The organism is Streptosporangium sp. NPDC000509 (assembly GCF_042898365.1).
In the GTDB taxonomy this organism is placed as follows: domain Bacteria; phylum Actinomycetota; class Actinomycetes; order Streptosporangiales; family Streptosporangiaceae; genus Streptosporangium.
Genome location: NZ_JBIAYX010000020.1, coordinates 63,479 through 80,465 on the forward strand (window position 1 = coordinate 63,479; position 16,987 = coordinate 80,465).

General features: G+C 70.3%; 1 protein-coding gene. It reads left to right on the forward strand.

The genetic code is table 11. The features are described 5' to 3' along the window. Window positions 1-26: 26 nt before the first annotated feature. Window positions 27-16,967, forward strand: coding sequence for an SDR family NAD(P)-dependent oxidoreductase (locus tag ACFY3D_RS31850; protein WP_389986296.1), 16,941 nt, complete (start codon window positions 27-29; stop codon window positions 16,965-16,967). The last annotated feature ends 20 nt before the right edge of the window (window positions 16,968-16,987 follow it).

The window sequence follows — 16,987 nt, forward strand, 5'->3', positions numbered from 1 at the left end:
CGCGAATAGCCTGGAGGGCTTCTCCCATGTCGGAAGACCTGAAGCTCGTTGACTACCTGAAGTCGGTCGCCACCGATCTGCACGAGACCCGCCGACGGCTCGAAGAGGTGGAGTCGGGCAAGCGCGAGCCGATCGCCATCGTGTCGATGTCATGCCGCTTTCCAGGTGGAGTCGCCTCTCCTGAGGATTTGTGGCGGTTGCTGGCCGAGGGTGAGGACGCGATCTCGCCGGTCCCGGCCGATCGGGGCTGGGACCTGGGGATGTCGTCGGAGCTGGGATCCGACGGCGCGGGTGGCGAGGTCCGGGGCGGGTTCCTGGCGGATGTGGCGGGGTTCGACGCCGGGTTCTTCGGGATCTCGCCGCGTGAGGCGCTCGCGATGGACCCGCAGCAGCGGCTGCTGCTGGAGACGACGTGGGAGGCGGTCGAGCGGGCCGGAATCGACCCGGCCTCGCTCAAGGGCAGTCACACCGGGGTGTTCGTGGGCACCAACGGTCAGGACTACATGAACCTGATCATGAGCACTCGGGTGGATCTTCAGGGCCATGGCGTCACCGGTCTGGGAGCCAGCGTGCTGTCGGGCCGCCTGTCCTACACCCTGGGTCTGGAGGGGCCTGCGGTGACGGTGGACACGGCGTGCTCGTCGTCGCTGGTGACACTGCACCTCGCGGTACAGGCGCTGCGGTCGGGGGAGTGCTCGCTCGCGCTGGCCGGCGGCATCACGGTGATGACGTCGCCGATGGTGTTCGTCGGCTTCAGCGCGCAGGGCGGGATGGCGCCCGACGGGCGGTGCAAGGCGTTCTCCGACAGCGCGGACGGCACCAGCTGGTCCGAGGGTGTGGGCATGCTGGTGCTGGAGCGGTTGTCGGACGCGCGCCGCAACGGCCACCAGGTGCTCGCGGTGGTCCGCGGGTCGGCGGTGAACCAGGACGGCGCGTCGAACGGGTTGACGGCGCCGAACGGTCCCTCGCAGCGGCGGGTGATCCGTCAGGCGCTGGCGGGGGCGGGGCTCTCGGTGTCCGAGGTGGACGCGGTGGAGGCGCACGGCACCGGCACGGTTCTGGGTGACCCGATCGAGGCCCAGGCGCTGCTCGCGACGTACGGCCAGGACCGGGACGAGGGTCGTCCGCTGCTGCTGGGGGGGATCAAGTCGAACCTCGGTCACACCCAGGCTGCGGCCGGTGTGGCCGGTGTGATCAAGATGGTGCTCGCGATGCGGCACGGGGTGCTGCCCAAGACGCTGCACGTGGACGCGCCGTCCTCGCACGTGGACTGGTCGGCGGGCGCGGTGGAACTGCTGACCGAGTCGGCCGAGTGGCCGAAGACGGGTCGTCCGCGCCGGGCGGGTGTGTCGTCGTTCGGGGTCAGCGGTACGAACGCGCACGTGATCTTGGAGCAGGGGCCGGAAGCGCCGGAGGGAGAAGGCGCTCCGCAGGCACGGACGCCGGCCGCCGACGTGGTTCCGCTGCTGGTGTCGGGTCGTACGGGTGAGGCGTTGCGGGCGCAGGCCGAGCGGCTGGTCTCGCATGTGGAGGGCCATCGTGAGGTGGCGCTGGTGAATACGGCGTTCTCGCTGGTGGTGTCGCGGTCGGTGTTCGAGCACCGTGCGGTGGTGGTCGGCGGGGATCGTGAGGGTTTGCTGGCGGGGCTGGCGGCGGTGGCTTCGGGTGAGCCCACGGCGGGTGTGGTGTCCGGGGTGGCCGATGTGGTGGGGAAGTCGGTGTGGGTGTTCCCGGGTCAGGGGGCGCAGTGGGTGGGGATGGGTGCGCGGTTGTTGGAGGAGTCGGCGGTGTTCGCGGCTCGGATGACTGAGTGTGCGGCGGCGTTGGAGCCGTTCGTGGAGTGGTCTCTGCTGGATGTGGTGCGGCAGGTGGAGGGTGCTCCGTCGCTGGATCGGGTGGATGTGGTGCAGCCGGTGTCGTTCGCGGTGATGGTGTCGTTGGCGGCGGTGTGGGAGTCGCTGGGAGTGCGGCCGGACGCGGTGGTGGGGCATTCGCAGGGTGAGATCGCGGCGGCGGTGGTGGCCGGTGGCCTGTCGTTGCAGGACGGTGCGCGGGTGGTGGCGTTGCGCAGTCAGGTGATCGGGCGTGGGCTGGCGGGGCGTGGGGCGATGGCGTCGGTGGCGCTGCCGGTCGAGCGGGTCGAGGCCGCTTTGGTCGAGGGGGTGTCGGTGGCGGCGGTCAACGGTCCGAACTCGGTGGTGGTGGCCGGTGAGGTTCAAGCCGTGGAGAAGATGATCGAGAGTCTTTCCGCTGAGGGGGTGCGGGTGCGGCGGATCGCGGTGGATTACGCCTCGCATTCGGCGCAGGTGGATCTGATCGGCGAGGAACTGGCTCAGATCCTGGCGGGGGTGGCGCCGCAGCCGGTGCGGGTGCCGATGCTCTCGACCGTGACCGGTCAGTGGCTGGAGGGTCCGGAGCTGGAGGCCGGGTATTGGTGTGAGAACCTGCGGCGCACGGTGGGCTTCGCTCCGGCGATCGGGCAGTTGCTGGAGCAGCGGTATCGGGTGTTCGTCGAGGTGAGTCCGCATCCGGTGCTGACGGTCGGTATCGGCGAGTGTGTGGACGAGACCGATACCACCACCGTGATCGCCGGGACGTTGCGCCGTGACGAGGGCGGCCTGGAGCGGGTGCTGACGTCGGCGGCCGAGCTGTTCGTCCGCGGCGTGACGGTGGACTGGCAGCAGGTGCTGCCGGGCGGCCGCAGGGTGGATCTGCCCACCTACGCCTTCCAACATCAGGGGTTCTGGCCCGAGGGAACGGGATCCGGGGCCGGAAACGTGGCCGCGGCGGGACTGGCCGCGACGGATCATCCGCTGCTGGGTGCGGCGGTGGGCCTGGCCGACTCGGATGGGGTGCTGCTGACCGGACGGCTGTCGTTGCGTTCACATCCGTGGCTGCTCGATCACGCGGTGGCCGGAATGGTGTTCTTCCCCGGCACCGGTTTCCTTGAGCTGGCGGTGCGGGCCGGTGACCAGGTCGGATGTGACCTGGTCGAGGAGCTCACCCTGGTCGCACCGTTGGTGCTGGGCGAGAGTGACGCCGTCGCGGTGCAGGTGTGGGTGGGCGCGGCTCAGGAGTCGGGTCGCCGGAGCGTGAACGTGTACGCCCGTTCGGCGGACGCGGCCGAGGAGGTGCCGTGGGTACGACACGCCACCGGCACGCTCGCCACGGGTGGCCGGGCCGTCGTGCCGTTCGACACGGCGGTGTGGCCGCCGGCCGGTGCGACCGCGATCGGGCTGGACGGTTTCTATGACCGGCTGGCCGAGGGGTTGCTCGCCTACGGCCCGGTGTTCCAAGGGTTGCGGGCGGCCTGGTGGGGCGAGGGGGGCGAGGTGTTCGCCGAGGTCGCCCTGCCCGAGCAGGCGCTGTCGGGTGCGGATGCGTTCGGGGTGCACCCGGCGTTGCTGGACGCGGCGTTGCACGCCTCGACGTTCGCCGGACTGGACGACGAGGTGGGGACGCGGTTGCCGTTCTCCTGGGCAGAGGTGAGCCTGCACGCCACCGGGGCGGCGATGCTGCGCGTGCGGCTGAGCCGGACCGCTGCCGACTCGGTGTCGCTGGTCGCGGTGGACGTTGCCGGGGAGCCGGTGCTGTCGGCGCGTTCGCTGGTGCTGCGCCCGTTCTCGCCCGACCAACTCGCCGCCGCCGATGGCGGGCAGGCGACGGCGGGGAACGGGTTGTTCCGGTTGGACTGGGCTCCGCTGCCGGAGCTTTCCATGGTCGATGTGGTGCCGGTGGCAGTGGTCGGTTTTGCGGGGTGCGAGCCCGACCCGCTGGGCTTTGCCGAAGTACGGAAGTCGGCCGACCAGCCGGTCGCGATTCACCGTGATCTGTCGGCACTGACCGAGGCGGGGCCGGTGCCCGAGGTGGTGCTGGCCGAGGTCTGGGTCGATCAGGTCGGGGACGAGGCGATCTCGGCGCATGCGGTGACGGCCGGGGTGCTGGGCCTGCTGCAGGAGTGGCTGGCCGATGAGCGGTGTGCCGATTCGCGACTGGTGCTCGTCACGCGGGGCGCCGTGGCCGTGAGCGAGAGCGAGGCGATCACCGACCTGGCGGCCGCGACGGTGTGGGGCCTGATGCGGTCGGCGCAGTCGGAGAATCCGGGCAGGTTCGTGCTGGTCGACCTGGATGGTCAGGATTCCTCGCTCGCTGCTTTGCGCGACGTACTGCTCGCGATGCCGACACTGGATGAGCCGCAGGTGGCGGTGCGTGAGGGTGGGGTGCGGGTGCCGAGGTTGGCGTCGCTGACCTCGGGTGCGGGCCTGTTGCCTCCGTCGGGTACGCCGTGGCGGTTGGGCAGCCGGGCCAAGGGCAGCCTGGACGCGCTGGAGTTGCTTCCGTTCCCGCAGGCGAGCGAGCCGCTGGAGGCCGGTCAGGTTCGGATGGCGGTGCACGCGGCGGGGGTGAACTTCCGTGACCTGCTGGACGGTCTGAACGCGCTGGGGTGGTTCCAGGACAAGGTCGGCCTGATGGGCAGTGAGGTCGCCGGTGTGGTCCTTGAGGTCGGTCCCGGCGTCGAGGACCTGCGTCCGGGGGATCGGGTGATGGGTCTGGCCGATGGCGGGTTCGGACCGGTGGTCGTCGCCGAAGCCGTGATCTTGGTGAAGATTCCCGATCACTGCTCGTTCGAGCAGGCCGCGACGATCCCGGTGGCGTTCCTCACCACCTACTACGGGCTGATGGAACTGGCGGGCTTGCGGGAAGGCGAGCGGCTGCTGGTGCACGCGGGCGCCGGTGGGACCGGGATGGCGGCGATCCAGCTGGCCCAGCGGCTCGGGGTGGAGGTCTTCGCGACCGCGAGTCCGGCGAAGTGGGACGTGCTGCGGTCGATGGGCATCCCCGACGATCACATCGCCTCCTCGCGCACCCTGGAGTTCGAGGAGCGCTTCCAGGAGGTCTGCGGTGAGCGGGGCGTCGACGTGGTGCTCAACTCGCTGACGGGTGAGTTCATCGACGCCTCGGCACGTCTGCTGCGTCCGGGTGGCCGGTTCATCGAGTTGGGCAAGCTCGACATCCGCGACCAGGAGAGCTTCCCGGGATTGAAATATCACTGGTTCGATGTGGCGGATGCCGGGCCGGAGCGGTTGCGGCAGATGCTGGGTGAGCTGGTGAAGCTGTTCGCGGCGGGTGAGTTGCGGCCGTTGCCGGTGACGGCGTGGGATGTGCGCCGGGGCCGGGAGGCGTTCCGGTTCATGAGCCAGGCCAGGCACACCGGCAAGATCGTGCTGACGATGCCCCGGGTCTGGGACCCGGAGGGCACGGTGTTGATCACCGGTGGGACGGGTGGTCTGGGCGCGGAGGTCGCCCGGCATCTGGTGGCCGAGCACGGCATGCGGCATCTGCTGCTGGTCAGCCGCCGGGGTCTGGAGGCTCCGGGTGCGGTGGAGTTGCAGGCGGAGTTGATCGCGCACGGGGTCGAGGTCACCGTCGCCGCGTGCGACATGGCCGACCGGGACGCGGTCGCGGCGCTGCTGGCCGGGGTGCCGGAGGAGCATCCGCTGACGGCGGTGATCCACACCGCCGGTGTGCTGGACGACGGGACGATCACCTCGTTGACGCCGGAGCGGCTGGACACCGTGCTGCGGCCGAAGATCGACGCCGCCTGGCACCTGCACGAGCTCACCCAGGACCTGGACCTGGCCGGGTTCGTGGTGTTCTCCTCGTTCGCCGGGGTCATGGGCAACGCGGGTCAGGGTAACTACGCGGCGGCGAACGCCTGGCTGGACGCGTTGATGGCGCGGCGCCGGGCTCAGGGACTGCCGGGGCTCTCGCTGGCCTGGGGTTTGTGGGCGCAGGCCACCGGGATGACCGGGGCCATGTCGCAGGCCGACGTGCAGCGGATCACCTCGGCCGGGCTGCCGCTGATCACCACCGAGCAGGGTATGGCGCTGTTGGACGCGGCCCTGGGGTCGGACGCACCGCTGGTGCTTCCGGTCCTGCTGAACCTACCGGCGATGCCCGCTCAGCTGGTGCCGCCGCTGCTGCGCGGCCTGGTGCGCGGCACCCGTCGTACGGCGGCGGTGGCGCGTGCGGCCGATGAGGGAGCATTGGTGCGGCAGTTGGCCGGGCTGACGCAGACCGACCGGACCCGGTTCATGACCGATCTGGTCCGTGGTCAGGCCGCTGCGGTCCTCGGACACTCCGACTCCACGGCGGTGGACGTCAGACGGGAGTTCCGCGAGCTGGGCTTCGACTCGCTGACCGCGATCGAACTGCGCAACCGCCTCAACGTGGCCACCGGGCTGCGGCTGCCCTCCACCCTCGTCTTCGACTACCCCACCCCCGCCGTGCTCGGTGAGTATCTGCTGAGCGAGGTGCTCGGCGCGCACGGCGACGCCATCCTGCCGGTGGCCACGGTCTCGGTCGGGGACGACCCGATCGTCATCGTCTCGATGGCCTGCCGCTACCCCGGAGAGGTGAGCTCTCCGGAGGACCTGTGGCGGCTGGTCGTCGAGGGGCAGGACGTGATGACCCCGCTGCCGGCCGGTCGCGGATGGGAAGGGTTCAGCGCTCTGGGCCTGAAGGGCGGGTTCGTTTCCGACGCCCCCGGGTTCGACGCGGAGTTCTTCCGGATCTCACCGCGTGAGGCGCTCGCGATGGACCCGCAGCAGCGGCTGCTGCTGGAGACGGCCTGGGAGGTCCTCGAACGCGCGGGCATCGACCCGGACTCGTTGCGCGGCAGCGAGACCGGCGTCTTCATCGGTGCCTCCGGCTCGGGCTACACGCCCGGGGAGGAGTCTCTCGGTTACATCATGACCGGCCTGATGGGTAGCGTGGCCTCCGGCCGGATCTCCTACACCTTCGGGCTGGAGGGTCCGGCGGTGACGGTGGACACCGCGTGCTCGTCGTCGCTGGTGACCATCCACATGGCGGCACAGGCCCTGCGCAACGGGGAGTGCTCGCTGGCCCTCGCCGGCGGTGTGACGGTGATGACGACTCTCGCGGCGTTCGCGGAGTTCGGTGAGCAGGGCGGCCTGGCGCAGGATGCCCGCTGCAAGGCGTTCTCCGACTCGGCGGACGGTATCGGATGGTCCGAGGGTGTCGGTCTGGTGATGCTGGAGCGGCTGTCGGACGCCCAGCGCAACGGTCACCAGGTGCTGGCGGTGGTGCGGGGTTCGGCGATCAACCAGGACGGCGCGTCCAACGGCCTGACCGCGCCGAACGGCCCCTCGCAGCGGCGGGTGATCCGTCAGGCGCTTGCTGTCGCCGGGCTGTCTCCCTCCGAGGTGGACGTGGTCGAGGCGCATGGCACCGGGACGACGCTGGGTGACCCGATCGAGGCGCAGGCGCTGCTGGCGACGTACGGCCAGGACCGGCCGGAGGAGCGACCGATCCTGCTGGGGTCGATCAAGTCGAATCTCGGTCACGCGCAGTCGGCGGCGGGTGTGGCGAGCGTGATCAAGATGGTCATGGCTCTCCAGCACGGGGTGCTGCCCAAGACGTTGCACGTGGACGAGCCGTCGTCGCATGTGGACTGGTCCTCGGGTGCGGTGGAGCTGCTGACCGAGACGATGGACTGGCCGGACATGGGTCGTCCGCGCCGGGCGGGTGTGTCGTCGTTCGGGATCAGCGGCACCAACGCACACATGATTTTGGAGCAGGGGCCGCAGGTCGCGGAACCGGAGGCCGGTGATACCGGTTCGGCCGTGGGTGTGGTGCCGTGGGTGGTGTCGGGCAAGAGCGAGGAGGCACTGCGGGCGCAGGCGGGTCGTCTGGTGTCGTTCATGGACGCGCGCGACGAGTTGGGCCTGGTGGATACGGCGTTCTCGCTGGTGGCGTCGCGGTCGGTGTTCGAGCACCGTGCGGTGGTGGTCGGCGAGGAGCGTGGGGGTCTGCTGGCGGGTGTGGGTGCGCTGAGCGTGGGTGAGTCGGCGCCCGGGGTGGTGCGGGGTGTCGCCGATGTGGATGGCCGGATGGTGTGGGTGTTCCCGGGTCAGGGGGCGCAGTGGGTGGGGATGGGTGCGGCTTTGTTGGAGGAGTCGGGGGTGTTCGCGGCTCGGATGGCCGAATGTGCGGCGGCGTTGGAGCCGTTCGTGGACTGGTCTCTGCTGGAGGTGATTCGGCAGAGCGAGGGTGCTCCGTCGCTGGATCGGGTGGATGTGGTGCAGCCGGTCTCGTTCGCGGTGATGGTGTCGTTGGCGGCGGTGTGGGAGTCGCTGGGAGTGCGGCCGGACGCGGTGGTGGGTCATTCCCAAGGTGAGATCGCGGCGGCGGTGGTGGCCGGCGGGTTGTCGTTGTCGGATGGCGCCCGGGTGGTGGCGCTGCGGAGCCGCCTGATCGGTGAGCGGCTTGCTGGGCGTGGGGCGATGGCGTCGGTGGCGCTGCCGGTCGAGCGGGTCGAGGCCGCTTTGGTGGATGGGGTCTCGGTGGCGGCGGTGAACGGTCCGAGCTCGGTGGTGGTGGCCGGTGAGGTTCAAGCCGTGGAGAAGATGATCGAGAGTCTTTCCGCTGAGGGGGTGCGGGTGCGGCGGATCGCGGTGGATTACGCCTCGCATTCGGCGCAGGTGGATCTGATCGCCGAGGAGCTGGCCGGGGTGCTGGCGGGGGTGAGCCCGGGTTCGGTGCGGGTGCCGATGCTGTCGACGGTGACGGGTCAGTGGCTGGAGGGGCTGGAGCTGGGGGCCGGGTATTGGTGTGAGAATCTGCGGCGCACGGTGGCTTTCGCTCCGGCGGTCGGAGAGTTGCTGGAGCAGCGGTATCGGGTGTTCGTCGAGGTGAGTCCGCATCCGGTGCTGACGGTCGGTATCGGTGAGTGTGTGGACGAGACCGATGCCACCACCGTGATCGCCGGGACGTTGCGCCGTGATGAGGGCGGCCTGGAGCGGGTGCTGGTCTCGGCGGCCGAGCTGTTCGTCCGTGGCGTGACGGTGGACTGGCTGCAGGTGTTGCCCGGTGGCCGGCGGGTGGATCTGCCCACCTACGCCTTCCAGCACCAGCGGTTCTGGCCGAACGCCAAGCAGAGCGGTGACGCTCATGTGCTGGGCCTGGCCGCGACGGGTCATCCGCTGCTGGGTGCGGCGGTGGGCCTGGCCGATTCCGACGGTGTGTTGTTGACGGGCCGCTTGTCACTCTCGTCGCATCCGTGGCTGGCCGATCATGTGGTGGCCGGGATGGTGTTCTTCCCGGGGACCGGGTTCGTGGAGTTGGCGGTGCGTGCCGGTGACCAGGTCGGCTGCGAGGTGGTCGAGGAGTTGATCCTGGACGCTCCGCTGGTGCTGGGCGAGGATGACGCGGTCGTGGTGCAGATCGCGGTGGGTGCGCCGGAGGAGACCGGTCGTCGGAGCGTGAGTGTCTACGCCCGTTCGGCGGACGCGACCGAGGAGGTGCCGTGGGTACGACACGCCACCGGCACGCTCGCCACGGGTAACCGGGCCGCGGTGCCGTTCGACACGGCGGTGTGGCCGCCGGCCGGCGCGACCGCGATCGAGCTGGACGGCCTCTATGACCAGCTGGCCGAAGGGTTGCTCACCTACGGCCCGGTGTTCCAGGGATTGCGGGCGGCCTGGCGGGGTGCCGATGGCGCGGTGTTCGCCGAGGTGGCGCTGCCGGAGGAGGCACAGTCGGACGCGGGGTCGTTCGGGGTGCACCCGGCTCTGCTGGACGCGGCGTTGCACGCGGTGAGTTTCGCCGGGCTGGACGCCGCGGCGGGTACGCGCTTGCCGTTCTCCTGGGACGAGGTGTGCCTGCACGCGAGTGGGGCGACCCTGCTGAGGGTGCGACTGGTCAAGGTGGGCGAGGACGCGGTGTCGCTGAGTGCGGTGGACTTCGCCGGGGAGCCGGTGGTGTCGGCGCGTTCCCTGGTGCTGCGCCCGGTCTCGGCCGACCAGCTCGTCGCCGTCGGTAGCACCCCGGCGGTGGAGCGGGACGCGTTGTTCGGCCTGGAGTGGACGCCCTTGGCTCAGATGCCGGTATCCGACGCCGAACCGGACGTGGCCGAACTCGCCGGAGAAGCCCTTTCTGACCTGGACCTGCTGGATTCGGTGCCGGATGTGGTCATGGTCTCGGTGGGGTCGGCCGATGCCGAGGACGTGGTGGAGTCGACGCACGCGGTGGTCGCGCAGGTCCTGGGGTTGTTGCAGGAGTGGTTGGCCGATGGGCGGTTCGTCGGGTCGCGGTTGGTGTTCGTGACTCGGGGTGCGGTCGAGGCGCGGGACGGTGATGTGGTCGTTGATCTGGCGGCTGCGGCGGTGTGGGGGTTGGTGCGGTCGGCGCAGTGGGAGAATCCGGGCCGGTTCGTGCTGGTCGACGTCGATGGTGACGGTGGGTTGTCGTCGGTGCCGGCCGGCGTGCTGGTTTCGGGTGAGCCGCAGGTGGCGGTGCGTGAGGGCGGGGTGCGAGTCCCGCGCCTGGCGCGGGTGGCACCGGCCGATGAGGCCGGACAGCCCTGGGACCCGGACGGCACGGTGCTGATCACCGGTGGTACGGGTGGTCTGGGAGGGAGTCTGGCTCGGCATGTGGTGGCCGAGCGTGGGGTGCGGCATCTGGTGTTGACCAGCCGTCGCGGTCTGGAGGCTCCGGGTGCGGTGGAGTTGCAGGCGGAGTTGATCGCGCATGGTGTCGAGGTCACGGTCGCGGCCTGTGACATGGCCGACCGCGACCAGGTGGCGGCTCTGCTGGCCGGGATCGATGCCGACCATCCGCTGACCGCGGTGATCCACACCGCCGGTGTGCTGGCCGACGGCACGATCCCGTCGCTCACGCCTGAGCGGCTGGAGACGGTCCTTCGGCCGAAGGTCGACGCCGTCTGGCATCTGCACGAGCTGACCCGGGATCTGGATCTGGCCGCGTTCATCACCTATTCGTCCCTGTCTGGCGTGATGGGCTCCGCAGGGCAGGGCAACTACGCGGCCGCGAACACGTTCTTGGACGCCTTGGCGCAGGTGCGCAGGGCCGAAGGGTTGCCCGCGCTCTCGCTGGCCTGGGGGCCCTGGACTCAGGACACCGGATTGACCGGCACGCTGGGCGATATCGATATGCAGCGGATCACCCGTACGGGCATGCCGCCGCTGTCGGTGGAGCAGGGCATGGCGCTGTTCGAGGCCGCTACCGCGCTGAAGCACGCGGTGCTGGTTCCGGTTCGGCTGGATCTTCCTTCGATACGCACGTACGGCGAGGTGCCGGCGTTGTTGCGTGGTCTGGTGCGGGGTGGTCGGCGGTCGGCGGCGTCGGGTTCGGTGGTGGCCGCGACGTTGTTGCAGCGGTTGGCTCCGTTGGGGGCGGCCGAGCGGGCCGAGGTGCTGGTGGACCTGGTGCGTGTCGAGGCGGCGATGGTGCTGGGTCATGCCTCGTCCGACATGGTGGAGGTGCGTCGGGAGTTCCGTGAGCTGGGCTTCGACTCTCTCACCGCGGTCGAGTTGCGTAATCGGCTGAATGCCGCGACGGGGCTGCGGTTGCCGTCCACGCTGGTGTTCGACTACCCGACACCGACCATATTGGCGGACTTCCTGCTGGCCGAACTGTTCGGTGAGGACGCCGATGTGCGGGTTCCCTCGATGCCGGTGCCGGTGACGAACGATCCGGTCGTGATCGTGGGCATGGCGTGCCGTTTCCCGGGTGAGGTCGCTTCTCCGGAGGATCTGTGGCGGCTGGTGGCCGAGGGCGGGGACGGGATCTCCGAGTTTCCGACCACGCGAGGCTGGGATCTGGGGGCCTCGTACAGTTCGGACTACGTGCGCGAGGGGGGCTTCCTGGAGAGTGCCACGCAGTTCGATCCGGGGTTCTTCGGGATCTCGCCGCGTGAGGCGCTCGCGATGGACCCGCAGCAGCGGTTGCTGCTGGAGACGTCGTGGGAGGCGATCGAGCGGACGGGCGTGGACCCGATCTCGTTGCGCGGCAGCCGTACCGGCGTGTTCGCCGGGGTGATGTATCACGACTACGGGATGAGCGCCGCACTCCCGCCGGAGGCGATGGGCTTCATCAGCACCGGTACGGCGGGCAGCGTCGCGACCGGTCGGATTTCGTACGCGCTGGGCCTGGAGGGTCCTGCGGTGACGGTGGACACGGCGTGTTCGTCGTCGCTGGTGGCGATGCACATGGCGGCGCAGGCACTGCGCTCGGGTGACTGCGACCTGGCACTGGCCGGTGGTGTGACGGTGATGGCCACCCCCGCGGTCTTCATCGGATTCAGTGCGCAGGGTGGGCTGGCAGGAGATGGGCGGTGCAAGTCCTTCGCCGACGCGGCGGACGGCACCAACTACTCCGAGGGTGTGGGCATGCTGGTGCTGGAGCGGTTGTCGGACGCGCGCCGCAACGGCCACCAGGTGCTGGCGGTGGTGCGCGGGTCTGCGGTGAACCAGGACGGCGCGTCCAACGGTCTGACCGCGCCGAACGGTCCCTCGCAGCAGCGGGTGATCCGTCAGGCCCTGGCCGGGGCGGGGCTCTCGGTGTCCGAGGTGGACGCGGTCGAGGCGCACGGTACGGGGACGACGCTGGGCGATCCGATCGAGGCCCAAGCGCTGTTGGCGACCTACGGTCAGGATCGGGACGAGGATCGGCCGCTGCTGCTGGGGTCGATCAAGTCGAACCTGGGTCACACTCAGGCGGCGGCCGGTGTGGCGGGTGTGATCAAGATGGTGATGGCTCTGCGGCATGGTGTGCTGCCTCGGACGTTGCATGTGGACGAGCCGTCGTCGCATGTGGACTGGGCCTCGGGTGCGGTGGAGTTGCTGACCGAGCAGGTCGAGTGGCCTCAGACGGGTCGTCCGCGTCGGGCGGGTGTGTCGTCGTTCGGGATCAGTGGCACCAACGCGCACGTGATCTTGGAGCAGGGGCCGGAGGCTCCTGAGCGGGAGTCGCGTGACCAGGGCCAGGCGCCGGGTGCGGTGCCGTGGGTGGTGTCGGCGAAGACCGAGGAAGCGGTGCGGGCGCAGGCCGGGCGATTGCTGGCGCACGTGCGGGCGGCCGACGAGCTTGACCCGGTGGATGTGGGGTCGTCGCTGGTGGTGTCGCGGTCGGTGTTCGAGCACCGTGCGGTGGTGGTCGGTGGGGGTCGCGAGGAGTTGCTGGCGGGGCTGGGTGCGGTGGCTTCCGGTAAGCCGGTGTCCGGTGGTGTGGTTGAGGGCGCGGCCGATGTGGTGGGGAAGTCGGTGTGGGTGTTCCCGGGTCAGGGGGCGCAGTGGGTGGGGATGGGTGCGCGGTTGTTGGAGGAGTCGGGGGTGTTCGCGGCTCGGATGGCCGAATGTGCGGCGGCGTTGGAGCCGTTCGTGGAGTGGTCTCTGCTGGATGTGGTGCGGCAGGTGGAGGGTGCTCCGTCGCTGGATCGGGTGGATGTGGTGCAGCCGGTGTCGTTCGCGGTGATGGTGTCGTTGGCGGCGGTGTGGGAGTCGCTGGGGGTTCGCGCGGATGCGGTGGTGGGTCATTCCCAAGGTGAGATCGCGGCGGCGGTGGTGGCCGGTGGCCTGTCGTTGTCCGATGGCGCCAGGGTGGTGGCGCTGCGCAGCCGGTTGATCGGTGAGCGGCTTGCTGGGCGTGGGGCGATGGCGTCGGTGGCGCTCCCGGTCGAGCGGGTCGCCGAGCGGGTGGCGGCGTGGGACGGGCGGGTGTCGGTGGCGGCGGTGAACGGTCCGAACTCTGTGGTGGTGGCCGGTGAGGTCGCGGCGGTCGAGGAACTGGTCGAAAGCCTTTCCGCTGAGGATGTGCGGGTGCGGCGGATCGCGGTGGACTACGCCTCGCATTCGGCGCAGGTGGATCTGATTCGCGAGGAGCTGGCGCAGGTGCTGGCGGGGGTGAGCCCGGGTGCCGTGCGGGTGCCGATGCTGTCGACGGTGACCGGTCAGTGGCTGGAGGGCCAGGAGCTCGATGGCGGGTACTGGTGTGAGAATCTGCGGCGCACGGTGGGCTTCGCTCCGGCGGTCGGAGAGTTGCTGGAGCAGCGGTATCGGGTGTTCGTCGAGGTGAGTCCGCATCCGGTGCTGACGGTCGGCATCGGCGAGTGTGTGGACGAGACCGATACCACGACAGTGATCGCCGGGACGCTGCGTCGCGATGAGGGCGGTCTGGAGCGGGTGCTGGTCTCGGCGGCCGAGCTGTTCGTGCGCGGCGTGGCAGTGGACTGGCAGCAGGTGCTGACCGGTGGTCGGCGGGTTGACCTGCCGACCTACGCCTTCCAGCACCAGCGGTTCTGGCCGAACGCCAAGCAGAATGGTGATGCTCGCGTGCTGGGGCTGGCCGCGACGGATCACCCGCTGCTGGGTGCGGCGATGCCGCTGGCCGATTCCGACGGGGTGGTGTTGACGGGTCGGTTGTCGGTGAGTGCGCAGCCGTGGCTGGCCGATCACGTGGTGGCGGGTTCGGTGGTGGTGCCGGGGTCGGCGTTCGTGGAGCTGGCGGTGCGGGCCGGTGACCAGGTCGGCTGTGACGCGGTGGAGGAACTGACGCTGGAGGCGCCGCTACTGCTGGGGGAGGGCGAGGCGGTCGCGGTGCAGGTCTGGGTGGGCGCCCCTCAGGAGTCGGGCCGTCGGACGGTGAACGTTTACGCCCGTTCGGCGGATGCGGTCGATGAAGTGCCGTGGGTGCGGCACGCGACCGGCGCTCTCACCGCGGGTGCTCCGCCTGCCGTGTCGTTCGACGCGGCGGTGTGGCCTCCGGCCGGCGCGGCTGCGATCGAGCTGGCGGGGCTGTACGAAGAGCTGGCGGAGGAGGGCTTGGCGTACGGCCCGGCGTTCCAGGGATTGCGGGCAGCCTGGCAACGTGATGACGAGGTGTTCGCCGAGCTGAGTTTGCCGGAGCAGACCGGTGATGCGGCTTCGTTCGGGCTGCACCCTGCGCTGCTGGACGCGGCGCTGCACGCGGTGACCTTCGCCGGGCTGGAGCCGGTGGAAGGTGGCCGGTTGCCGCTGTCATGGGGTGAGGTGTGCCTGCACGCGGGCGGGGCGTCGGTGCTGCGGGTACGGCTGGCCAGGACGGGCGGCGATACGGTGTCGCTGGTGGCGGTGGACGCGGCCGGGGCGCCGGTGGTGTCGGCCCGGTCGGTGGTGCTGCGACCGATGGCCGCCGAGCACTTGGTCGGCTTCGACCCCCGTGGAGCCAGGCAGGACGCGCTGTTCCGGGTGGAGTGGTCTGCCGTGAGTGGCCTGCCGCAGACCGACGAGGTGCCGGTGGCGCTGCTCGGCGTGGACGCCCTGGGGCTTGCCCCCGCGTTGCGGGCGGCCGGGGACGTGGTGCCGGTGTATGCGGACCTGCCCGCGCTGGCCGAGGCGGATCCGGTCCCGGCCGTGGTGATGGTGGAGGTGCTTTCCGAGTCGGCGGCCGGGGTGGTGGAGTCGGCGCATGCGCTCACCGCTCACGTTCTGGACCTGCTGCAGCGGTGGCTGGCGGACGAGCGGTACGCCGATTCGCGCCTGGTGTTCGTCACCCGGGGCGCCGCCGCGACCGACGATGGTGAGGCGGTGGCTGACCTTCCGGCCGCCGGGGTGTGGGGCCTTGTCCGCAGTGCTCAGTCGGAGAACCCGGACCGGTTCGTACTGGTAGACATGGATGACCAGGAGTCCTCGCTGCCGACCCTGCTCGATGCATTGCCGAGAGTGCTGGCTTCAGGTGAGCCGCAGGTGGCGGTGCGCGAGGGTGAGGTGTGGGTTCCGCGCCTGGTGCGGATGGCGCCAGGATCTGACGTTGGCGACGAGGCGGGCCGGGTCTGGGATCCGGAGGGAACCGTCCTGGTCACCGGTGGTACGGGTGGTCTGGGTGCGTTGTTCGCGCGGCATGTGGTGGCCGAGCGTGGGGTTCGGCGTCTGCTGCTGACCAGCCGTCGGGGCCTGGACGCCCCCGGTGCGGTTGAGTTGCAGGCCGAGTTGATCGCGCACGGGGTCGAGGTCACGATCGCGGCGTGCGACATGGCCGATCGGGACGCGGTGGCGGCCCTGCTGGCGCAGGTCCCGGCCGAGCATCCGCTGACCGCGGTGATCCACACCGCGGGTGTGCTGGCCGACGGGACGATTCCGTCGCTGACGCCGGAGCGGCTGGACAGTGTGCTGCGGCCGAAGGTCGACGCCGCCTGGCATCTGCACGAGCTCACCCAGGGCCTGGATTTGGCCGGGTTCGTGGTGTTCTCCTCGTTCGCCGGGGTGATGGGCAACGCCGGGCAGGGCAACTACGCGGCGGCGAATGCGTTTGTGGACACATTGGTCCAGGCGCGCCGAGCTGCGGGACTGCCGGGATTGTCGCTGGCGTGGGGCCTGTGGGAGCAGGAGACCGGGATGACCGGAGGGCTCGGGACGATCGATCTGCAGCGGATGGCGCGGGCGGGGATGCCGGCGCTCTCGGCCGAACAGGGGGTGGCGGCGTTCGAGGTGGCCACCACGTCGGGTCGGGCGACGGTGGTGGCGGCGCGGCTGGATCTTTCGGTACTGCGCACGTTCCCCGAGGTGCCGCATCTGATGCGGGGCCTGGTCCGTGTGGGGCGCCGCTCGGCGGTCTCCGTTCTCGCGGGCGGGGAAGCGGAGCTGGTGCGGCGGCTGGCGGGGCTGGGTGAGTCCGAGCAGGTTCGGCTGGTGGTGGAGCTGGTGCGGGCGCAGGCGGCGGCGGTGCTGGGGCACGACTCGGTGGACGCGATCCGGCCGGGACGGGAGTTCCGTGAGTTGGGCTTCGACTCCCTGACCGCGGTGGAGTTGCGCAACCGGCTCAACGCCGTCACCGGGCTGCGGCTGCCCGCCACCCTCATCTTCGACTACCCCACCCCGGCCAGCATTGCCGAATACCTCCTGGAGGAAATCGCGCCCGGAGCGGACACCACGGTGGAGCTGTCGTTGCTGGCCGATCTCGACCGCTTCGAGACCGCTCTTTCCGGCTACACGCTCGACGAACTCGCCCGGAACGGCATCTCGACCCGGCTGCGGCACCTGCTGACGAAGGTGAGCGAGAGCGGTACGGAAACTAGTGAAATCGCTGTCGCGGGCATGCTCGAATCGGCGAGTACCGAGGAAATCCTCAGCTTCATCGACAACGAACTGGGCCGCTCGAAAGATCTGTGATTCGAGCCCGCGTCTGAACA